General features: G+C 71.2%; 17 protein-coding genes. 6 read left to right on the top strand and 11 right to left on the bottom strand.

Going from position 1 to position 21121, the window contains the following annotated elements; all coding sequences use genetic code 11:
- Positions 1 to 17 precede the first annotated feature (17 nt).
- The 5 genes from ROTAS13_RS02715 to ROTAS13_RS02695 form a co-directional block, all read right to left on the bottom strand.
- Positions 18 to 1328, bottom strand: a complete 1311-nt coding sequence (locus ROTAS13_RS02715; protein WP_371329172.1) for a D-amino acid dehydrogenase — start codon at positions 1326 to 1328, stop codon at positions 18 to 20.
- 56 nt (positions 1329 to 1384) lie between these two features.
- On the bottom strand, positions 1385 to 3085 hold the full coding sequence (gene ade / locus ROTAS13_RS02710; protein WP_075821492.1) for an adenine deaminase: 1701 nt from the start codon (positions 3083 to 3085) through the stop codon (positions 1385 to 1387).
- 135 nt (positions 3086 to 3220) lie between these two features.
- The gene (locus tag ROTAS13_RS02705; protein ID WP_019461818.1) at positions 3221 to 4042 is read right to left on the bottom strand and encodes a formate/nitrite transporter family protein; all 822 of its coding nucleotides are present in this window, start codon (positions 4040 to 4042) and stop codon (positions 3221 to 3223) included.
- Positions 4043 to 4141: 99 nt separating this feature from the next.
- Positions 4142 to 6241: a YjbH domain-containing protein gene (locus ROTAS13_RS02700; protein ID WP_253187623.1), complete on the bottom strand. Its 2100-nt coding sequence runs from the start codon at positions 6239 to 6241 to the stop codon at positions 4142 to 4144.
- 165 nt (positions 6242 to 6406) lie between these two features.
- Positions 6407 to 7003, bottom strand: a complete 597-nt coding sequence (locus ROTAS13_RS02695) for a DedA family protein (RefSeq protein WP_019461820.1) — start codon at positions 7001 to 7003, stop codon at positions 6407 to 6409.
- Positions 7004 to 7177: 174 nt separating this feature from the next.
- On the opposite strand from ROTAS13_RS02695, the gene ROTAS13_RS02690 reads away from it, so the two are divergent.
- The 6 genes from ROTAS13_RS02690 to ahcY all read left to right on the top strand — a co-directional run bounded on the left by ROTAS13_RS02690 (position 7178) and on the right by ahcY (position 13061).
- On the top strand, positions 7178 to 7732 hold the full coding sequence (locus tag ROTAS13_RS02690; protein WP_019461821.1) for an HPr kinase/phosphorylase: 555 nt from the start codon (positions 7178 to 7180) through the stop codon (positions 7730 to 7732).
- Positions 7729 to 8661 carry an RNase adapter RapZ gene (gene rapZ, locus ROTAS13_RS02685; protein WP_019461822.1) on the top strand — a complete coding sequence of 311 codons (933 nt, stop codon included), beginning with the start codon at positions 7729 to 7731 and terminating at the stop codon, positions 8659 to 8661. Before ROTAS13_RS02690 ends, rapZ begins: the two co-directional genes overlap by 4 nt.
- Positions 8658 to 9128 (top strand): PTS sugar transporter subunit IIA, encoded by a 471-nt coding sequence (locus ROTAS13_RS02680; RefSeq protein WP_019461823.1) that lies wholly within the window; start codon positions 8658 to 8660, stop codon positions 9126 to 9128. Before rapZ ends, ROTAS13_RS02680 begins: the two co-directional genes overlap by 4 nt.
- Positions 9125 to 9439 (top strand): HPr family phosphocarrier protein, encoded by a 315-nt coding sequence (locus ROTAS13_RS02675; protein WP_019461824.1) that lies wholly within the window; start codon positions 9125 to 9127, stop codon positions 9437 to 9439. Before ROTAS13_RS02680 ends, ROTAS13_RS02675 begins: the two co-directional genes overlap by 4 nt.
- Positions 9429 to 11306 (top strand): phosphoenolpyruvate--protein phosphotransferase, encoded by a 1878-nt coding sequence (gene ptsP / locus ROTAS13_RS02670; protein WP_083755371.1) that lies wholly within the window; start codon positions 9429 to 9431, stop codon positions 11304 to 11306. Before ROTAS13_RS02675 ends, ptsP begins: the two co-directional genes overlap by 11 nt.
- 342 nt (positions 11307 to 11648) lie before the next feature.
- A complete protein-coding gene (gene ahcY, locus ROTAS13_RS02665) occupies positions 11649 to 13061 on the top strand; it encodes an adenosylhomocysteinase (RefSeq protein ID WP_019461826.1) in 1413 nt (470 codons plus the stop codon).
- Between the two features lie 172 nt (positions 13062 to 13233).
- On the opposite strand, the gene ROTAS13_RS02660 is transcribed toward ahcY, so the two are convergent.
- The 6 genes from ROTAS13_RS02660 to purH all read right to left on the bottom strand — a co-directional run bounded on the left by ROTAS13_RS02660 (position 13234) and on the right by purH (position 20875).
- Positions 13234 to 14157, bottom strand: coding sequence for a LysR family transcriptional regulator (locus ROTAS13_RS02660; RefSeq protein WP_075821484.1), 924 nt, complete (start codon positions 14155 to 14157; stop codon positions 13234 to 13236).
- 120 nt (positions 14158 to 14277) lie between these two features.
- The gene (locus ROTAS13_RS02655; protein ID WP_075821483.1) at positions 14278 to 15891 is read right to left on the bottom strand and encodes a hypothetical protein; all 1614 of its coding nucleotides are present in this window, start codon (positions 15889 to 15891) and stop codon (positions 14278 to 14280) included.
- A gap of 289 nt (positions 15892 to 16180) precedes the next feature.
- Positions 16181 to 17506 (bottom strand): MFS transporter, encoded by a 1326-nt coding sequence (locus tag ROTAS13_RS02650; RefSeq protein ID WP_075821482.1) that lies wholly within the window; start codon positions 17504 to 17506, stop codon positions 16181 to 16183.
- Between the two features lie 6 nt (positions 17507 to 17512).
- On the bottom strand, positions 17513 to 18604 hold the full coding sequence (locus tag ROTAS13_RS02645; RefSeq protein WP_075821481.1) for a PRC-barrel domain-containing protein: 1092 nt from the start codon (positions 18602 to 18604) through the stop codon (positions 17513 to 17515).
- Between the two features lie 44 nt (positions 18605 to 18648).
- Positions 18649 to 19206 carry a DUF924 family protein gene (locus ROTAS13_RS02640; protein ID WP_075821480.1) on the bottom strand — a complete coding sequence of 186 codons (558 nt, stop codon included), beginning with the start codon at positions 19204 to 19206 and terminating at the stop codon, positions 18649 to 18651.
- A gap of 79 nt (positions 19207 to 19285) precedes the next feature.
- The gene (gene purH, locus ROTAS13_RS02635; RefSeq protein ID WP_075821479.1) at positions 19286 to 20875 is read right to left on the bottom strand and encodes a bifunctional phosphoribosylaminoimidazolecarboxamide formyltransferase/IMP cyclohydrolase; all 1590 of its coding nucleotides are present in this window, start codon (positions 20873 to 20875) and stop codon (positions 19286 to 19288) included.
- Positions 20876 to 21121: the final 246 nt, after the last annotated feature.

The raw sequence follows: 21121 nt of genomic DNA, 5'->3' as shown, positions 1-21121 counted from the left end.
GCGCGGCGCTTCCGCGCTCAGGCCGCGACGGGCACGCGCTCCGGCCGCTCGATCAGCGCCGCCAGCCGCTGCCCGGAACCGGCCGCCATGGTCCAGCCGGTATGGCCGTGCCCGGTGTTCAGGAACAGGCCGGGAATGCGTGTCGGGCCGATGCGCGGCCGCCCATCCGGCACCATCGGCCGCAGCCCCGCCCAGCGCACCGCGCCTTCCGCCGTCTCCGTGCCCGCCATCGCCGGGAAAAGCTCCGCCACGCCACGCATCAGCGCCCCGATCCGCAGCGGGGATGGCGTCGTGTCGTAATCGGCGACCTCGGCCGAGCCGACAATGCGGTAGCGGTCGCCCAGCGGCGTCAGCGCGAATTTCCGCGTGTCGTCGAGGATGGCGTTGCGCGGCCCCTCCGGCCAGACGCGGCGCGGCACGGTGACCGAAAGGCCCTTCACCGGATAGACGGGCAAGGCAATGCCATGGCGGCGCAGGAAGATCGGGCTCTGGCTGGCCAGCGCCACCACCACCGCGTCGCCCGCGATCTCCCCGCTCCCCCCGTCGGCGCTGGTCGTCACCCCAGCCACGCGCCCTTCGCGCAGCAACAGGTCCTTCGCCGTGGTGTTGTAGTGGAACCGCGCCCCGCGCGCCGCGCACCAGGCGGCCAGCCCCTGGCTGAACTTGTTGCAGTCACCGATCTCGTCCTGGGGGAAGTACAGGCCGCCGGCGATGCGCTCCGCCACCGGCCCCAGCGCCGGCTCGCGCGCCACGCAGGCGGCGCGGTCCAGCCGCTCCGTCTCCAGCCCGAAGGGCGCCAGCGCCTCATGCGCCAGCGCCGCTTCCTCCAGCGTCGCGGCATCGGCGAAGGTCTTCAGCACGCAATGCCCGGCATCGTCATAGGCGACCCCGGTGCGGGCCCGGATCTCCGCCATGCAGCGCGCGCTTAGCAGCGCCAGCTCCAGATTGGCGAGGCAGGTCTCGCGGTAGCGCGCCGGCCGCGCCGCCAGCATGAAGCCCAGCCCCCAGCGCCACATGCGCGGCAGGGCGGAGGGGCGCAGCAGCATCGGCGCATCCTCCTGCCCCAGCCAGCGCAGCACCTTCATCGGCACGCCGGGTGCCGCCCAGGGCTGGACGGAGCTGACATGGATGATGGCGCCGTTGCCCCAGCTCGTCTCCACCCCGGCGGCCTCGCGGCGCTCCACCACCGTGACCTCGTGCCCGGCCTCCAGCAGCCAATAGGCGGTGGCCACGCCGATGACGCCAGCCCCCAGCACGATGACGCGCATGTCGCGAAACTCCTCGTTCCAGCCATCCCTGTTTCGCGCCCTGACGCGGCCTCTGTCCAGCCACGGCGGCCCACCATTCCCGCACCAGAAGGGAAAATCGAAAGGGAAGAGCCGCCTCAGCCGATCAGCGCGAAGCGGTCCACATCCACCAGCCCGCGATCGGTGATCTTCAGGTGCGGGATCACCGGCAGGGACAGGAAGGCGAGTTGCAGGAAGGGTTCCTCCAGCGCGCAGCCCATCCCCTGCACCGTGTCGCGCAGCCCGTGCAGCGCGTGCCGCACGGTCTCGAAGGGATCGAGGCTCATCAGCCCGGCCAGAGGCAGGGCGAGTTCCGCCAGCACCGCGCCGTCGCGCACCGCGACGAAGCCGCCGCCCAGCGCGATCAGCCGGTTGACCGCGAGCGCCATGTCGGCGTCGCTGGCGCCCACCACGCAGATATTGTGGCTGTCATGCCCGACCGAGGAAGCGAGCGCCCCGCCGCGCAGGCCGAAGCCGCGCACGAAGCCGCGCCCGACATTGCCGTTGCGCCCGTGACGCTCCAGCACGCAGACCTTCAGCAGGTCGCCGGCCGGATCGGCCTCGCACAGCCCGCCCCGCACCAGGGGCCGCGCATCGTCGATCCGCGCGGTGATGATCTTGCCGGGGATGATGCCGATCGCCGGCAACCCCGCCGCGCTCTCCGGAACGCGGAACACCTCCGGCCCCACCGGGGCAAGGCGCACGGAATTGCCGCCCGGCGGCGGCGGCAGGGCGCGCCCCGCGAAGCTCTCCGCCGTCACCGGCACGCCCTTGCGCAGCACGAAGCTGACGGCGCAGCTTTCCAGATCCTCCAGCAGCAGGATATCGGCGAGATAGCCCGGTGCGATCAGCCCGCGGTCGCGCAGCCCGAAGCCGCGCGCCGCCGACCAGCTCGCCGCGCGATAGGTCGCCGTCACCGGCGCGCCGAGCGCGATGGCCCGGCGCACGAGATAATCCATGTGCCCCTGCTCGAAAATGTCGAGCGGGTTGCGGTCGTCGGTGCAGAGACCCAGGAAGGGCGAGGTGAACTCCCCGATCAGCGGCGCCAGCGCGGTCACGTCCTTGGAGACGGTGCCCTCCCGGATCAGCACCTGCATCCCCTTGGACAGCTTCTCCAGCCCTTCCTCGTAGCCTGTCGTCTCGTGGCAGTTGCGGATGCCGCAGGAGAGATAGGCGTTCAGCGCCCTGCCGGAGAGCAGCGGCGAATGCCCGTCGATATGCCCCTCGGCGAAGGCCGCCAGCTTGTCGAGGCAGACGGGGTCCTTGTTCAGCACGCCGGGCACGTTCATGAACTCGGCCAAGCCGATTACCTGCGGATGGTCGCGGTGCCGCACCAGCTCCGGCGCGTCGAGCCGCGCCCCCGCCGTCTCCAGCTCCGTCGCCGGCACGCAGGAGGACAGCTGCACCCGCAGGTCCATCACCGTGGCCAGCGAGGAATCGAGGAAATAGCGCAGGCCTTCCTCGCCCAGCACGTTGCAGATCTCGTGCGGATCGCAGATCGCCGTGGTGGTGCCGCGCGGCAGCACGCAGCGGTCGAACTCCCCCGGCGTGACCAGCGTGCTCTCGCAATGAACATGGCTGTCCACGAAGCCCGGCACGGCGAAGCGCCCGGCCGCGTCGATCTCCCGCACGCCCTCATAGCTCTCGCGCGTCCCCACGATCCGGTCGCCGCAGATGGCGATGTCGCCGCGCCGGATCGTCCCCGTCACCAGATCGAGGATCCGGGCATCCTTGATCACCAGATCGGCCTTCTCGCGCCCCAGCGCCTGGTCGATCCGCTTCTCCAGCACACGCCGCATGGCCGCAGCCTCCTCCATGACGCCCCAATGCTCCCGGACCACAGGGCTTTCCGCAAGCGGTTTGCCCTTCTGGCGCGCGGAGCCTCTTTCCTCCCCGACTTCCCCTGCTTCAAGGCGCCGCGCCCGCCGCCAGGATCAGATTTCCTGCCTGACCTGGGCATGGACCAGGACCGCGAAGAGGCCCGTCCCGCCGATGATGTTGCCGATCAGCGCGGGCAGGATGATGCCGCCCAGAACCTGTGCCAGCCCGGCCTGCCCCGCGAACAGCAGGAGGAAGGCCTCGGCGCTGCCGGCCACCACATGGGTGAAGCCGCCGAGGGCGATGGCATAGGTCAGCGCGAGCACGACCCAGAAATCGCCGCTGCTGATGCCGCCCCGGATCCAGGCCAACGACGCGATCAGGAAGCCCGCGGGGATGCCCTGCCGCAGGATATCGAGCGGCGTCTTCCGCAGAAGGCCCGACGAGATGTCGAGCATCGAGGCGAGCAGCGGCGGCTCCATCAGCGGCAGCCACAGGCTGACCGCCGCCGCGACGCAGGTGCCCACCATGTTGGCGGCGAAGACGACGGCCCAGAGGCGCGCCGCGGTGCCGAACCGCTTCCAGTCCGGTGCCGCCATGACCGGCAGGACGGTGACGATCGTCTGCTCCGTGAAGAGCTGCATGCGCCCGAGGACCACCATCAGGAAGCCCAGGCTGTAGCCGAGATCCGCGATCGCCTCCCGCCCGGGCATGCTGGCGGGGAGCTTGTGGTGCAGGGCCGCCTCGGCGATCACCGAGGTCATGATCGCCAGCCCGCCCGCGACGCCGGACCAGAAGAGCGAGCCGACAGGCCGGGACAGCTCCTCCTCCCCCTGGCGCCGGATCACCTCATGGATGACGCGGGAGCGGGGCGCCGCCATCTCCTCCGCGCTCTCCTCCTCGGCTCGCGTCATCCCGCCCGGCTGTTCGTCGGCCATCCTGTTCCCCCGAAAATACCCCCGGGAAGCCTCGCTTCTCCAGGCATTGCTGACACTGCAACGTTCCAGCCCGGCGAAAGGCCGAGGGCCCTCCCCGGATCAGTGCGCGAAGCCGCCGATGCCGCGCGCCAGGGCCTCGTCCCGCCCGTCCCGCGTCAGCCCCCAGAGGGGGTTGTCCACCATCAGCCGCTGTCCGCCATCGCGCTGCACCGGGCGGATCACCGTCTGGGCGGTGCTGCGCGTCTGCGCCCCGAGGAGGTCGAAGGGGATGCGGACATAGAGGCCCTTGTCGAAGGAGCCCTCGCCGAACTTCGCGAAGGAGACATTGGTGAAGGTGGCGAAGCCGCCGACCTCGATGCCGTTGGCGAAGCGCCGGCCCAGCTCGACCGTGCCGCCCCAGTCCCCGGCCAGGTAGCGCCCGGCCCGCAGCACGCCATAGAGGTTCCAGACCGGCAGGTCGGCATAGAGCGAGGCCTGCCCGGTCACGACGCCATAGTCGCGGAAGCCCAGCATCCCGTCATGGTCGCGCTGCCGCACCCAGTTCAGGTCCAGCCCCACCGCCCAGGAGCGGTCGTGCGGGCGGTACAGCACTTCGCCGGAAACACCGCCGAACATCGGCTCCAGCCATCCGGCCGTGCCCCGCGCGAAGACATCGGGGGCGAGGTTCCAGATGCGCTCGGCATAGAGCGTCGGGATCGAGGTCTCCCCCTCCCGGGCATAGCGCGCATAGTCGCTCCGCACGTGCGGCAGCCGGCTGTCGGAGGGCAGGCCGCCGCCGATATTGCCCAGCAGCCGCTGCTGCACCGACCCGGCGAGGGCGAAGCCGGAGCCCAGCTCCAGCCGCGCCGTCCCGGCGATGGCCGCCTGCCAGCGCAGGCTGCGGGTGGGATCGCCCAGGATCAGCCCGAGCCTGGGCTCCAGCCCATAGGAAAGCCGTTGTGGCGGGGCGCGGCTTTCCCCCGACCAGGGATCGCCGGTCGCGGGCAGCATGGTCACGGCGGCGAAGGCTTCCTCCGGGCTGACGTGGCCGCGCGCGGCGTCGGCCAGGATGTCGCGCGGCGCCAGCACCCGGGCGACCTCCGCCCCGCCCAGCCACCAGGACAGGCGCAACACCAGCACCTCCGGCGGCAGCAGCCCCTCGGTGGCGCGGGTGATCCGCGCCAGCACCTGCGGCAGGGTGCGGAACCGCCCGCCCGACACGGCGATCCGCGCTTCCCCGCCCTCCAGCGCGAAGGCCCGGGGCTGGAAGCCCGCCGCGTCCAGGGCGGCGAAGACCCGTGTGGCCAAGCCCTCCTCCCCGTCGGACCGGGCGGCGCGGCCCGGCACCGGCGGCGGCGCGGAGAGCGGGATCACCGGCATCCGGTTCGGGTCGAGGCGCAGGGAAAGCCGCGCCAGCAGGTCCGTCCCGTTCACGAAGGCCAGCCCCGCATCCACCCATTCGTTGGACCATTGCAGCCCGCCGTTCAGCTGCGAGCGGGCCCGGCCGCGCAGCCCGGTGGTCCGGCCGGGATAGCCGCCCCGTTCGTCGCGCAGTTCGTCGCCCGACCATTCCAGCTTGGCCCGCAGCCCCTCCACCGCGCCCCAGGGCGTGGGCAGGGGCGGCAGGCTGTATTCGACGCCGCCGAACGGCGCGACATCCGAGCCCTGGAAGAAATCCGTGCGCAGCGTACCGCCGCGCCCGACATCGCGCTCCCGCTCGTCGAAGCGGGCCGAGATCCGCCGCAGCGGGTTGCGTATCCCTCCGGCGGAACCCAGCCTTCCCCAGCCAAGGCCGAGGCTGAAGTCCCAGCCATGCCAGCGCTTGGAGGCGACGAGATACTCGCCGCCATAGATGCCCGTGCCGATCATGTCCTGCAGGCCGACGGCCACGGCCGGAAGCCAGGCGCTTTCCCGCAGCAGCCGGAGCTTCATGTCGAAGGAACGGTCCGTGGTGGTGCCCCGCCCGGTCGTACCGTTCAGCCGCTCGCTCAGGCGGAAGGTGGTTTCCAGGAAAGGCAGCGCCTGGAAGCCCAGGAACCAGAAGCGCCGGTCCGCCCGCAACGACGTCCCCGCCTCCAGGACCCCATCCTCGCGAAAGCGCGCATTGCGTGTTTCCAGCAGCCCCATCCCGCCGAAATCCCCGCCGGTGGCGGGCACTTCCTCGGCGACGGCGGCGGTGGCGGCGAGCAGAAGGAGGAGGAAGACGAAAAGGCGGGACACGGAACAGGCTTCGGGCGCCGCGAAGACGCGCACACGCCGGAAAGGAGTTCAATACCGACCGGACACTTCATGCGGGAATTTCGCCGGCCGAGACCATTTCAACACAGCACCGTCCCCCGTGATACCCGCATCCCGACCCGCTCCCGGAAACACCGCCCGCGGACCTCAGCGCCGCCGCAGCAGGCTCCAGCCCCCGATCGCCGGGACGGCGACCAGCAGCAGGACGATCCAGGCGCCCGGACGCAGCAACAGGGCGCCCAGCGCATCCAGCAGGTAGCCCGGCATCACCAGCAGCGGCGCCCAGACGATGGCGGAACACAGGTTGGCGGCCTGGAAATGGCTCTGCCGCATCCCCGACAGGCCGGCAATGGCGGAGGCGAAGGCCCGGGCCGGACCGACGAAGCGGCTGGCGAAGACCGCCATCCAGCCCCAGCGGCGAAAGAACAGCACCGCGCTGGCGTAGTTCCGCCACTGGCGGCGCGGCAGCCAGCGGCGCAACAGGCGCCGTCCCTGCCAGCGGAAGGCCCAGAAGCCCACGGCATCGCCCGCCACGCCGCCCGCCACGATGCCCAGCAGGACCGGCCAGGCCGGCAGCGTGCCGTTGCCGATCAGCAGACCCATTCCCAGCAGCAGGGCGGTGGACGGCACCAGGAGGCTGATCACCGGCAGCGATTCGGAAAAGGCCAGCAGCATGGCGACCCAGGGCGCCCAGGCGGCGTTCTCCCGGATCCAGGCCTCGAAGCCGCTGATCAGCGCGTCCATTCCAGGCGGGCTTTAGGCCGCGCCGTGGCGGCCGGCAAGGCGCCTCGCCCTGTCCGGAAATCCTCCCATCCTCCCGCCGCTTCCCGGTCGCCGCAGGAGAGGACAAGGGACGACGGTGAGGGCACCGGGGCCGGGCCGGCCGCGAGGCCCTTTTCGCCGCCTGTCCTTTTCGCCATGATCGGCTTCCAGATGGACGAGGATGGGGAGTGGCGGCTCCAGCATGGCGGCTGCGCCGCCTACCGGGGCATGGGGGTTCTCCTGCTCGGCCCGCCTGGGGCCGGGAAGTCGGACCTTCTCCTGCGGCTCCTGGACCGGGAAGGATGGAAGCTGGTCGCCGACGACCAGCTTCTGCTGCGTCACCGTGACGGTGTCCTGCTCGCCCAGGCGCCGCCCGCCCTGAAGGGCATGCTGGAGGTTCGTGGGCTGGGTGTTCTGGAAGGCTTCGAAACATTGGACCAGGTGACGGTCGGCCTCGCGGTGGCCTGCGTCCCGCGTCGGCAGGTGCCGCGGCTGCCGCTGCCACGGCTCTGGAGGCCTGCCAGTCCCCCCGCTGTGGCCGGACAGGCCGCCGCGGCCATCCCGCCCGGCGGTGCGGTGCCCCTGGTGGCACTGCATCCCCTCGACGCCTCGGCACCCCGCAAGGTGGAACTCGGCCTGCTTGCCGCCTGGGGCCTGCTATCCTGCCATGCCGGGGCCTTCGCCCCTCCGCCGTCCTCCGGGTCCGCATGAGCGTCCCGCGTCCGGTCGTCATCGTCACCGGCCTGTCCGGAGCCGGCAAGGCCTCCATCCTCCGCGTGCTGGAGGATCTGGGTCACGAAACCGTGGACAACCCGCCCCTCTCGGTGCTGGGCAGCCTGCTCACCGATGGCGGCGAAGCCCCCGGCGGCCCTTCCGGCAGCCCCCCCTTGGCTGTGGGCGTGGACACGCGCAGCCGTGGCTTCGACGTCAGCATCCTGTCCGCCGGGCTGCAGGCCCTGCGCCTCCGGCCGGACATGGATCTGCAGATCGTCTTCGCCGCCGCCGACGCCGACACACTGATGCACCGCTATTCCGAGACGCGGCGGCGTCATCCCCTGGCCCCGGAGGGCAGCGCCGCCGAGGGCATCGCCCGCGAGGCGGAGCTCCTGGCCCCGCTGCGCGACGCGGCGGACTGGGTGGTGGACACCACGGGCCTGCCCCTGCCCGATCTCCGGCGGATGGTGGAGGCCCGCTTCCGCCCCGACCGGGCACCGGGCATGTCGGTCTCGGTGAAGTCCTTCGGCTTCCCCAAGGGCCTGCCGCGGGACGCGGATCTGGTTTTCGATCTGCGCTTCCTGCGAAACCCGCATTACGACCCCATATTGCGCCCCATGACAGGGAGAGACGCCCCCGTGGCGGCCTTTATCGAGGCCGACCCGGATTTCGCCCCGTTCTGGGCGCATCTGACCGGGCTGCTGGACCCGCTGCTGCCGCGCTACCAGGCCGAGGGCAAGAAGTACCTTTCCGTCGCGCTCGGCTGCACGGGCGGCAAGCACCGGTCGGTGCTGACCGCCGAGCGGCTGGCGACCCACTTGGCCCGCCAGGGATGGCGGGTCGATCTTTCGCATCGCGAATTGCGCCTGACGGTCGAACCCGCCGCGCCTTCGCCGGGGCCGGAGGCCCGAGTGCTCTCGCCATGATCGGAATGGTACTGGTCACCCATGGGCGCCTGGCCGAGGAACTCCGCCTCGCCATGGAGCATGTCATGGGCCCGCAGAAGAACGTCGCCTGCCTGTGCATCGGGCCGGAGGACAATGCCGAGAACCGCCGCGAGGAGTTGCGCGCCCGCGTGGCCGAGGTGCGGCAGGGCGACGGCATCGTGGTGCTGACCGACATGTATGGCGGCACCCCCGCCAACCTCGCCGCCTCCATGCTGGAGGAAGGCGACGTGGAGGTGGTGGCCGGCATCAACCTGCCGCTGCTGGTCAAGCTGGCCAAGCTGCGGGGCGTGGAGCCGATGCACCAGGCGGTGCAACATGCGGTCACGGCCGCGCGCAGGTATCTCGGCACGGTGGCCGAGCTGCGCGGCACCCCACCTTACGCCGCCAGGAGCGAGGAAGGGGCGGCCCAGGGGATAGCCCAGGCCGCACAGGGAGGAAGCCGATGAGCAGCGAAACCGTCCAATCGGGCGCGCCCCAGTCCGGCACGCCGGTCCTGCGGCGCAAGGTCACCGTGGTCAACACGCGTGGCCTGCACGCCCGCGCGGCCGCGAAGCTGGTGACGCTGGCGGAGCGCTATTCCGCCTGCATGAACATCGTCCATGACGGCCAGAGCGTCCCGGCCTGTTCCATCATGGGCCTGATGATGCTGGGGGCCGGCAAGGGAAGCACGATCACGGTCGAGGCCGAGGGCTGGGATGCCCGCGAGGCCCTGGACGGGGTCGCCGGCCTGATCGAGGCCGGCTTCCATGAAGACTGACAAGGCCGAGGCCAGGCCTGCGGAGCCCCGCGCCGAAGCCAGGCCCGAGGCCAAGCCCGCCGAGGTGAAGCGCGCCGGCCGCCGCACGCGGGAGGTGGCGCTGGCGGGCCTGCCGATCGCCCCCGGCGTGGCGATCGGCCCGGCTTACGACACCTCCGAGCCGCCCGCCGAGACGCCACGCCGCGCCATCCAGCCCGCCGAGGTCGAGGAGGAGAAGGCCCGCCTCACCACGGCGGCGGCGACCTCCCGCAAGCAGGTCAGCAAGCTCAAGAAGCGCCTCTCCGTCCTGCCGGAGGAGGCGCAGGAGGAGCTGGAGCCGCTGCTCGACGCCTATGCCATGATGCTGGGTGAATCTCGCCTCCTGCGCGGCGCCCGCAAGCGCATCGAGGCCGGCCTGCTCTCCGCGGAAACGGCGGTGGCCGACGAGGCGGAAGCCATCGCCGCCGCCATCCTGGCCGCCAAGGACGACGACAAGCCCGGCCTGCGCCGCCGTGCCGGCGAGGTGCGCGAGATCGCCCGCCGCCTGACCCGCAACCTGACGCAGACCGGCTTCCGCTCCTTCAAGGACGTGCCCGCCGGCTCGATCCTGGTGGCGCAGGAGCTGACCCCAGCCGATGCGGCGCTGATCGACCCTTCCCGCATCGCCGGCGTGGCCACCGAGGAAGGCGGCGCCGACGGCCATACCGCCATCATGCTGCGCGCCCTGGGCATCCCCTCCGTGCTGGGCTGCGAGGGGCTGACCGAGGCAGCGCGCCGCGACGATCTCTGCGTGCTGGACGGCGGCGCCGGCACGGTGGTGGTCCGCCCCAACGAGAAGTCCCTGGCCTTGGGGCGCGAGGCCCTGGCCGGCTATGCGCGCGAGCGCACCCGGCTGAACAAGCTTCGCCGCCTGCCCTCCGTCACCACGGATGGGGAGGAGGTGGACCTCCAGGCCAACATGGAGATCCCGGCCGAGCTGCCGCTGATCGCCGGCGCGGGCGCGCACGGCATCGGCCTGCTGCGCACCGAGTTCCTCTTCATGAACCGCGACGTGCCGCCCGACGAGGAGGCGCATTTCGAGGTCTATCGCCAGATCGTCGAAAGCATCGCGGGCGACGGCGTGACCATCCGCGTCCTCGACTGGGGCGGCGAGAAGGACATGGAGGCCCTCGCCCAGACCATCGACTTCGCCCAGGGCGGCGCCAACCCGGCGCTCGGCCTGCGCGGTATCCGCATGCTGCTGCGGCGGCCGGAGATCCTGGAGGTGCAGTTCGCCGCCATCCTGCGCGTCGCCGCCCTCGGCCCGGTGCGGGTCCTGTTGCCCATGGTCACCGTGCCGCAGGAGGTGCGCCAGGCCCGCGAGATCTACGAGCGCGTGGCCAAGCGCCTGCGCCGCCGCGGCAACATCGCCCTGCCGGACAAGCTGCCGCCGCTGGGCGCGATGATCGAGACGCCTGGCGCCGCCCTGGCCGCCGACGCCATCGCGCTGGAGGCCGATTTCTTCGCCATCGGCACCAACGACCTCGCCATGTACACGCTGGCGGTGGACCGCGCGGAGGCGGAGGTTTCGCATCTCTACGACCCGCTGCACCCGGCGGTGCTCCGGCTGATCCAGTTCTCCACCGAGGCGGCGCTGCGGCTGCGGATGCCGGTCTCGGTCTGTGGCGAGATGGCGGGAAATCCCCGCCTGGTGCCGCTGCTGCTGGGCCTCGGCCTGCGGAGCCTGTCGATGAACGCCTCCGCCGTGCCCAGGGTGAAGCAGGCCGTGCGGGCGCTGAACATCGACGACTGCGCCCGCTTCGCCCGCCGGGTCATGGAGCAGTCGGACCCGGGCCGCATCCAGGAGCTGGTGCTGAACTTCGAGGAAGGCGCCGACTGGCGAAGCTGAGGCTCGGCCGCTTCAACGGCCCCTTCGGCGCCGGCAAGGTCTGCGTCACCCGCACCTTCAAGCCGGCCAGGATCGCTTGCACCGCGCCGATCAGCGCCACCATCAGCCTCTGGCCCACGTCGCCCCCCCCCACACGGGACGGCTGCGGCCGGGCGCGGGTGGGGGAGCGCCCCGGCACTGCGCCGGGGGCCTGTCTTCGGCTCTTCACGGACACTCCGTGCCGGGAGGGGCGCTTCGTGCTTCCCAAATCCCTTCGCATAACATAAAGATATCTTGATACCTGACCAGGGCCGGTTCCGCCGGTGCCCTGGCCCGCCCACAAGCCGGAGTCCCGGACGACCCATGCCCGATACCCACGTGCCCGCCACCGACTACAAGGTCCGCGACATCACCCTGGCCGACTGGGGCCGCAAGGAACTGGCGATGGCCGAGGACGAGATGCCCGGCCTGATGGCGCTACGCCACGAGTTCGGCACCGAGAAGCCGCTGAAGGGCGCCCGCATCTCCGGCTGCCTGCACATGACGGTGCAGACCGCCGTGCTGATCGAGACGCTGACCGCGCTCGGCGCCGAGGTCCGCTGGTCCTCCTGCAACATCTTCTCCACCCAGGACCATGCCGCGGCCGCCATCGCCGCCACCGGTGTGCCCGTCTTCGCCGTGAAGGGCGAGACGCTGGAGGAATACTGGGACTACGTGTACCGCACGCTCGACTGGAACGGCGACGTGCCGAACATGTTGCTGGACGACGGCGGCGACATGACGCTGCTGGTCCATTACGGCCTGCGCGCCGAGAAGGGCGACACCGCCTTCCTCGACAAGGCCAGCAACGAAGAGGAGACCGTCTTCTTCGCGCTGATCCGGAAGCTGGTCGCCGAGAAGCCGGGCTGGTTCGCGAAGCTCGCTGCCTCGATCAAGGGCGTCTCCGAGGAGACGACGACGGGCGTGCATCGCCTCTACACCATGGCCAAGGAAGGCAAGCTGCTCTTCCCCGCCATCAATGTGAACGACAGCGTCACCAAGTCGAAGTTCGACAACCTCTACGGCTGCCGCGAGTCCCTGGTGGACGGCATCCGCCGCGGCACGGACGTGATGATGTCCGGCAAGATCGCCTGCGTCGCCGGCTATGGCGACGTGGGCAAGGGCTCGGCCGCTTCGCTGCGCAACGCCGGCTGCCGCGTCATGGTCACCGAGATCGACCCGATCTGCGCGCTGCAGGCGGCGATGGAGGGCTATGAGGTCGTGACCATGGAGGATGCCGCGCCCCGCGCCGACATCTTTGTCACCGCCACGGGCAATGTGGACGTCATCACCATCGACCACATGCGCGCGATGAAGCACCGCGCCATCGTCTGCAACATCGGCCACTTCGACAGCGAGATCCAGGTCGCCGCGCTGAAGAACCTGAAGTGGAGCAACGTGAAGCCGCAGGTGGACGAGATCACCTTCCCGGATGGCAAGGCGATCACGCTGCTCTCCGAAGGCCGCCTCGTGAACCTCGGCAACGCCACCGGCCATCCGAGCTTCGTGATGAGCGCCTCCTTCACCAACCAGACGCTGGCGCAGATCGAGCTCTGGACCAATGGCGCGAAGTACGAGAAGCAGGTCTACACCCTGCCCAAGCACCTGGACGAGAAGGTCGCGGCCCTGCATCTGGAGAAGGTCGGCGCCAAGCTGACGGTGCTGAGCCAGCAGCAGGCCGACTACATCGGTGTGCCGCAGGCCGGCCCCTTCAAGGCCGAGCAGTACCGCTACTGAGGAACCTCACCCGGGGGGAAGAGGGCCGTGGCGGGCCGCTTGCCGGGCATGGTGCCCGGCAGCGCGGGCCCCACCGCCACGGAGGCCATCCGCAAGATGGCCTTCCCCCGGGACCATTCGCGAGAGGCCCGGCAGGACACTGCCGGGCCTCGCCGCATATGGCCCGGGCACATCACCCTGGCATGGCGTCGGCAGGTATCCCCGCGGTCGGGTGCGCCGCCCCGGTCACGAGATCCAGCAGCCTCCGCGCCGCGCCGCTGTAGCGCCGCTCCCGATGGCTCAGGACGTGGTAGGCACGCTCCGGCAGCGGGAAGGGCAATTGCTGCAACAGCCCCGCCTCCAGGCTGGGCGCCGCCACCGAGGCGGAGATCACCGTCGCGCCCATGCCCGCCTCGACCGCCGCCCGGACCGCCTCGTTGGACGGCAGTTCCAGCGCCACGCGCAGGCGTTCCCGCAGGCCGGCTCCGGTCAGCAACGCCTCGAAGGCCGACCGGGTGCCGGAACCGGGCTCGCGCAACACCCACTCCCCCTCCGCCACCAGCCCGGCCAGATCCCCCGGCAAGGCGCCGGTCCAGGGATGTCCGGGCGCCACCACCAGCACGAGCTGGTCGGTGGCCACGTCGCGGCTGGCGAGCGCGGAATCCTCCACGCGCCCCTCGACGAAGCCCAGCTCCGCCAGCCCGTCATGCACCGCGGCGGCCACCTGCGCCGTATTGCCGATCCCCAGGCGGATCTCGATGCCCGGATAGGCGCGCCGGAAGGCCACCAGATACCGCGGCAGCCAGTAGCTGGCGATGGTCTGGCTCGCCTGCACGGTCAGCACGCCTCGCTCCAGCCCTCCCAGTTCCGCCAGGACACGTTCCGCCGTCTCCGCCCGGGCCAGCACGGCGCGGGCCTCGGCCAGGAAGATCCGTCCCGCCCTCGTCAGGGTGATGCCGCGCCCGAGCCGGTCGAACAGCCGTACGCCATGGCGCGCCTCCAGCGTCGCCACCGCCGCGCTGGCAGCCGACTGGGCGATGTGCAGCGCTTCCGCCGCCCGGGTGACGTGCTGGCGCTCGGCCACGGCCACGAAGACACGCAGCTGCTCCAGCGTCATCGCGCCCTCTCGTTCCTTGGCCGGGCCGCATGATACGGCAGCGCAGCATGAATGCCACCGCCGCTACGCGGGCTTGCGGCGGCCTCCCGTGACGCGTGGAGGGTCCAGCCGCCCTCCGCCTCAACCCGCGGCGCCGGCCGGCGCCGCGGGCTGGCAGCTCCCCCCGCCACGCTTGAACACCTGCAGCCCGTCCACCACGGCGATCTGGCGGTAGAGCGCCCAGACCGCCGCGAAATCCGGGTCGGCCTGTGCGAGGACGCTGGGATAGTTGATGTCCTCCGCCCCGCGGCGGCTGTCCACCACCACCAGGTCCGGGCAGCCCCGGATGAAGTCCTGCGCCACCCAGAGATGGATCGGCCATTCCGCCGGTGGCCGTCCGTCCAGCCTTGCCCGCCACAGCTCACCCCGCAGCGCCCACATGGAATCGAAGCGGCTCGCCCAGGTGACGCCGGTGTCGTCCACGATCGGGAAGCCCAGCCCGATCCACTCGGAGAAGGCCACATAGGTCCGGGCCTTCTCCTGCCGGATCAGGCGCTCCAGCTTCACCTCGGTGGAAAGCTCCGGCTCCATCGCGAGCACCAGCCGGTCCTGCAGCCGTCCGGCCAGGCTCTGCGCCTGGATCGCCAGGGGCATCAGCGCCACCAGCATCAGCACGGGAAAGCGCCAGCCCGGGAGGCCGCCGCAGCGGCGCAGGGCCGCCGCCTCCGCGCACCAGTAGATGAGGGACAGCGTCATCACGATCGAGGCCGGAATCCGGTGGTAGAACCAGTTCTTGCCGTCCAGGAACATCACCGCCGTGGCCGTGACGGCAAAGCCCGACAGCACCGCCATCACTCGCCGCGCCGTGCTGCCGCGCGGCGTCGTGAAGGTCAGGGCAACGGCCAGAATGACGCCGACCATCAGGCGCCAGGAATCCGCCAGCAAGGACAGGAAGCCGGAATCGGTACCGCCATAAAGGGTCAGGGCGAGCGGCACCGCGCGATCGACGAAGCTGGGATAGAGGAACAGGATGGCCGCGGCATAGAGCCCCGCGACGCCGAAGGCGACAAAGGGCGACAGGCGAAGGCGGAAGCCGCGCTGAAGCCAGCCCACCAGTTCCACCACCCCCAGGCAGAGCAGGTAGCGGGGCTTCAGCGCCGCGCCCAGACCCGCCAGCACGGCGTTGCCGGTGGCCATGCGCCAGCCGGTGGCCTGGCCTTCCAGGGAGCGGATCAGGATCGCCAGATGCGGCAGCACGGCGATGGTCAGCAGGTGCTCGCGCTGCCCGAACTCGATCCCCGGCATCAGGATCAGGACGCAGGCGATGGCCGCGAAGGTGGCGGGCAGGCAACGGAAGGCCGGCCCCAGCCCCAGCAGCAGCCGTGCCGTCGTCCAGGCGGAGCCCAGGGCGGCGCCCGCGAAAAGGAGCAGGGCCAGGGGCTTCGCGGAGACGCCCAGCATGTCGCCGGCCAGCACCGGGATGGCGCTGATCCAGACGATCAGCGGCGGATTGACCTCGATGACATCGACATAGAGGCGCTTCCCCTTCAGCCACTGCCGCGCCACCCAGAGCAGCCAGGCGATGTCGTCCTTCATGGGCGTGCGCAGCAGCACGAAGAGCATCAGCCCGAGGGCCGCCAGCACCAGCGCTGCACAGATCAGCCCGGTGCGCGTGCCACTGCGGAGGAAGGTGGGGCGGGGGGAAAGACCGCCGGGGTATTCCGGTCCGGGTTGTCCGGGCAGGCTGTAGTTCAAGCGGCTTCGTCCCCTTCGGGTGACGGATGCCTGCCGGCCCCGCGGCTGTACCGTGAACCTTCTGCCTTCCCGCCACCCCGGTTGCTTTCCGGTGCCATTCGGCGTCTTGCCGTCATGGAAAGCGGCAGGTTCTTACAGTCGCGCCCCGAACACAATTATCCGTGAGGCATCTTCTCTCAGTGCAGGGTGGGGCGCGGTCCTGAGAGACTGTTTCCAACACTTAGGGGTTGCTTTCTTGAGACTCTTTCGCTCATGAAGAGCAAAGAACTCGCATGACTTGCGCCCTGTGCTAGCCGCTCCACGGCTGCCCAACCCCCTCCGGGTCATTCTCCACCAGTTTCGGCCCCGTGCGCATGGATTCGCGCAGGCCTGACGACGCCGTGGCCGGGGAAGCTGGCTTGCGAATCACGCCATCGGGATCGGCCGTCCCGGTTTCCGGCATCACGAAGAGCACCAGCAGGAACGACAGCAGGCCGACGACGGCCAGCAGGCCGAACGCAGCGCCGGAACCGAACCATGTCGCGGTCGCGCCTGCCACCGTCGTGCTGAGCGTTCCGCCGATGCCCACCGCAAGGCCGAAGATGCCCATGCACAGATTGAAGCGGTTCGTGCCCCGCGTCAGGTCCGCCGAAAGCAGCGGCAGCAGCACGCCCAGCGCCGCGGCGCTGACGCCGTCCAGGGCCTGGACCAGGATCAGGACCTTGGGGTCGGACACGACGGCGAGGAGCAGGCCGCGCAGGGGCAACGCGGCGAAGCCGATCATCAGGGCCACACGCCTGCCGCGCCGTTCGGCCAGCCGCCCGATCCAGGGAGAGATCGCCGCCACCACGAGCTGTGGCGCGACGATGCAGGCGGCGATGATGAGGTTGGCCTCGTCGCCGCTGTTGCGGGTCACTTCCGAACCGGCCAGCGGCAGCATGGCGGCATTCGCCAGGGTGAAGAGCAGGCAGCAGCCGGAGAAGATCAGGACGCCCCGGTTGCGGAGCAGCGTCATCAGGCCGCCCTGCCCCTTCGATGCCTGCTCCCGCTGGACCACCGTGACAAGGTCGGCCTGCCGGATCATGGCCAGGGCGATCAGGCTGGGAATGGCCAGGGCCGCCGTCAGCCAGAAGACCGCTGCGCTGGAGATGTAGGTGCCCGCCAACCCCAGCAGCCCGGCGGCCGCGCCGTTGCCGATGGCGGCGAAGCGGGCGTTGCGGCCCAGGCGCTCCCCCAGCGCCATGCGTCCGACCAGGGCCAGGCTGATGGCCGCGATGGCGGGCGCCAGGACGCAGCTGGCGATGCCGTGCAGAACCTCGGACAGCATCACCGGGAGCTGGCGCGGCTCCACCGCCACCAGCAGCAGGGCGCTGACGGGCATGCAGAGGATGGCGACCAGGGCCGCCAGCTTCTTGCGCGGCGTGGCATCCACCAGCGCCCCGGCGGGAAGCTGGCTGACCATGGCGGTGAAGGTGCCGACGCTGAGCGCCATGCCGATCTCGAACTCGGTCCAGGCCTGGGCGCTCAGATAGACGGCGATGAAGGGACCGAAGCCGGTCTGGATGTTCGCGACAAAGAAATTGAGCAGGTCGAGCCCGCGCGCGCTGCGCGCCGACCCGGTCAGACCGGATGCCATGGGCGCTTAATCCGGCTTGCCGCCGGGGGTTGCGGGGGCCGGCGCGGAGGGTGGCGATTGTGGCGCCAGGGTCGTGCCGGGGCCGGCCCGGGCCGGCCCGGGCGTGGGCGTCACGGCCCCGGGGCTGGTGGTGCCGCCCTGGACGGCGTCTCCCCCGGAGCTGCCGCTCCCCGTGTCATGGCCCTTCGCGTCGCCGCTTCCGGCCTCGCCTTTCCGGGTGGCGCCATTCTGGGTGGCATCATTCTGGGTGCCACTTTCCTGGGCGCCACCTTCCTGAGCGCCCGTCCCATGGGGAAGGTTGCCCGGTGGGGCATTGTCCTGCGCGCCATCGCCCTGCGCGCCATCGCCCTGCGTGCCATCGCGCTGGGGGGCGTTGCCCGCGGGGGCGGTGCCCTGTGCACCGCCGCCTTGGGGAAGGTTCCCCGGAGGAGCGTTGTCCTGCGCGCCCGCGGCCTGTGGGACGCTGCTCGCGGGAGCATTGTCCGGGGCTGGGGCGGCTGATGGAGGAGTGTTCGCCGAGGCCGGATCAGGCGGGGCGGCTGGAGCCTGGGCGGGCGCGGGCTGAGTGGTCCCCGCCGGGGCGGGGGCCGCCTCGGGCGCGGGCTGGGCAGCGGATCCGGGAACGGCCTCGGCGGGGGCGGCGGGAGTTTCCGGCGGAGGGGCGGCGGCGAGGATGGGTTTGCCTTCCACGAAATCCGGGAAGCCCTTCAGCTGGTCGCGGGTCAGCAGGAAGGTGATGCCGTCCGGCGTGAAGGAAAGGGTTTCCCAGGTCACGGCGATGCGGCGGCGGCCGACGCCGAGGAAACCGCCATAGTCGAGGATCGCGGCCCGGGGCTCGCCGGCCTCGTTGACCAGGACGTTGACGATCTGGGCGACCACGGTGCCGGAGGCGCTCTTCACGTCGCGGCCGAAGACGCGGAGCGTGTCGGTGGCGGGCAGCATCTGCTGGGTGGCCAGCGGCGGGGGCGGCGGGTCGGCGGCTTGGGCGGGGGCAAGCGGGACGGAGGACAGCATGGCCGCCGAAAGCAGGCCGGCCGGGAGAAGGACGCGCGGGACCAGGGCTCCGGGGAGCCGGGGGGCGGGGCGGGCTTTCGGCATGCGGTGGGCTCCGGCATGGGGGCGGGACAGCGATCGCGGCGGGGTCATCCCGAGAAGCCTCCGGCGTCCAGGAAAGCCTGTTCCTCCGGCGTGGTTGCACGGCCCAGGACGGCGTTGCGATGGGGGAAGCGGCCGAAGCGGCGGATGATGTCGTCGTGCAGCCGCGCCCAGTGGAGCGAATGGGTGTCGCCCGTCTGCTCCGCATGATGGGCGAAGAGCTGGACGGAGCGGGCTTGGTCGCGCGGGTCCTCCGAATGCTCGAAGGGAAGGTAGAGGAAGGGGCGGAGCGCGGGCTCGGTCGCCTGGTCGTGGCCGCGGGCGATGGCGAGGTTCGCGGTGGCCAGGGCCAGCGGGTCGGTGGCGAAGGCGTGGGCGGAGCGGCGGTAGAGGTTCCGCGGGATCTGGTCGGTCAGCAGGATGAAGGCCAGGGCGGTGTCCGGGGCCTCGGTCCAGGGCGCGACGGGACCACGCGAGGCTTCGAGGTGCAGCGCCTCGAAGCGATGGCGGCAGGCGGCGTCGAAGCCGTCATCCTTGGCGAACCAGCGTTCGGGACCGGCCTCGCGCCAGAAGGCGAGGAGGGATTCGGCGTGTTCGGCGGTCATCGGGGGCCTCCCCTGCCCTGTTCGGAAGGCTGGACGCCAGCGTCCAGCCCGCTCGGGATGGGTGGGGAGGCCCGCCGGGTCAATGGCGGAAGTGCCGCATGCCGGTGAGGACCATCGCCAGCCCGGCCTCGTCGGCGGCGGCGATGACCTCGTTGTCGCGCATCGAGCCGCCGGGCTGGATCACCGCCGTGGCGCCCGCCGCCGCCGCGGCCTGGAGGCCGTCGGCGAAGGGAAAGAAGGCGTCGGAGGCGACCACGGAACCATCTGCCAAGCCTTTGGGGGTGAGCGGGGTGGCGAGGCCGGCGGCCTTGGCGGCTTCCTCGGACTTCCAGGCGGCGATGCGGGCGCTGTCCACGCGGCTCATCTGGCCGGCGCCGATGCCGACGGTGGCGCCACCCTTGGCATAGACGATGGCGTTGCTCTTCACATGCTTGCAGACGCGGAAGGCGAAGAGCAGGTCGGCCAGTTCCTGATCGGTCGGGGCGCGCTTCGTGACCACCTTGAGATCGGCCTGGGTGATGCGGCCGGCGTCGCGGGACTGGGCGAGGAAGCCGCCGCTGACGGAGCGGATGAGGGTGCCGGGGGCCGCCGGATCGGGCAGGCCGCCGGTGAGGAGGAGACGCAGGTTCTTCTTGCGGGCGAAGATCGCCTTGGCCTCGTCCGAGGCGTCGGGGGCGATGACGACCTCGGTGAAGATGGCCGCGATCTTCTCCGCCGCCGCGGCGTCGAGCGGGCGGTTGGCGGCGACGATGCCGCCGAAGGCGGAGACGGGATCGCAGCGGAGCGCCTTGTCCCAGGCCTCGGCCAGGTTGGAGCCCAGGGCGACGCCGCAGGGGTTGGCGTGCTTGACGATGACGATGGCGGGGCCGTCGAGCTCGGCCACGGCCTCGTAGGCGGCGTCCGTGTCGTTCAGGTTGTTGTAGGAGAGTTCCTTGCCCTGGACCTGCCGCGCCGTGGCGATGCCGGGGCGGTTCGTGCCGTCGATGTAGAAGGCGGCGCGCTGGTGCGGGTTCTCGCCATAGCGCAGCGTCTGCTTCAGCGTGCCGGCGGTGCTGAGGCGGTTGGGGAATTCCTCGCCTTCCTGGCGGGCGAACCAGGCGGCGATGGCGGCGTCATAGGCGGCGGTGCGGGCATAGGCGGCGGCAGCCAGCTTCCGCCGCAGGGCCAGGGTGGTGCCGCCGGAGGACAGGGCCCCGGCGACTTCCGTGTACTGGGCCGGGGAGGTCAGGACGGCGACGTGGTCGTGGTTCTTGGCGGCGGAGCGGATCATGGCCGGGCCGCCGATGTCGATGTTCTCGATGCAGTCCTCGAAGGGCGCGCCTTTCGCGACGGTGGCCTCGAAGGGGTAGAGGTCCACGCAGACGAGGTCGATCGGGGCGATGTTGTGCCGGTCGGCCTGGGCCTGATGTTCCGGCAGGTCGCGGCGGAAGAGGATGCCGCCATGGACCTGGGGCACCAGCGTCTTCACGCGGCCATCGAGGATTTCCGGGAAGCCGGTGTGGTCGCTGACATCCTTAACGGCCAAGCCGGCAGCGCGGATGGCGGCGGCGGTGCCGCCGGTGGAAAGGAGTTCGGCCCCGTGGGCGACGAGGGCGCGGGCGAAGTCGATCAGCCCCCCCTTGTCGGAGACGGAGAGAAGGGCACGGCGGATCGGGAGGGCATCGCTCATGCCGCGCGGATTAGGCGCGGGCTGGCCCCGGCCGCAAGGGGAATGGGCGCAGGGCGGGTATCCGCCGGGTTCGGAGATGGGAGTGCTCATGGCCAGGCGTGGCGCAGGCGGTTGGGGAGGCGGGCGCGGCCGGCGGCGGTGCGGTGGAGGGCGGCGAGGGTTTTCAGCAGGTCACGATAGGCGGTGAGGGCGCCGTAGCGCGTTGGAAAGGGCTGTCTCTTGATCACATCTACGCACAGCTCCCAC

The organism is Roseomonas sp. TAS13 (assembly GCF_001950415.1).
GTDB classification, from domain to species: domain Bacteria; phylum Pseudomonadota; class Alphaproteobacteria; order Acetobacterales; family Acetobacteraceae; genus Roseomonas; species Roseomonas mucosa.
This window is presented reverse-complemented; position numbering and strand designations above follow the sequence as displayed.